At 50.8% G+C, this 250-nt stretch carries 1 rRNA gene; it reads right to left on the minus strand.

Annotation, left to right across the window (positions count from 1 at the left end):
• Positions 1-250, minus strand: a 23S ribosomal RNA gene (locus ACYP2A_RS22220); the annotation flags it as partial.

Below are 250 nucleotides of genomic sequence, written 5' to 3' on the forward strand. Positions count from 1 at the left end.
TTCGGCGTGGGAGTTTTTCACTCCCATTGTCGTTACTCATGTCAGCATTCGCACTTCTGATACCTCCAGCAAGCTTCTCAACTCACCTTCACAGGCTTACAGAACGCTCCTCTACCGCATCATCAAAAGATGATACCCGTAGCTTCGGTACCTGGTTTGAGCCCCGTTACATCTTCCGCGCAGGCCGACTCGACTAGTGAGCTATTACGCTTTCTTTAAAGGGTGGCTGCTTCTAAGCCAACCTCCTAGC

It is taken from the genome of Pseudomonas sp. 3A(2025) (genome assembly GCF_054589175.1).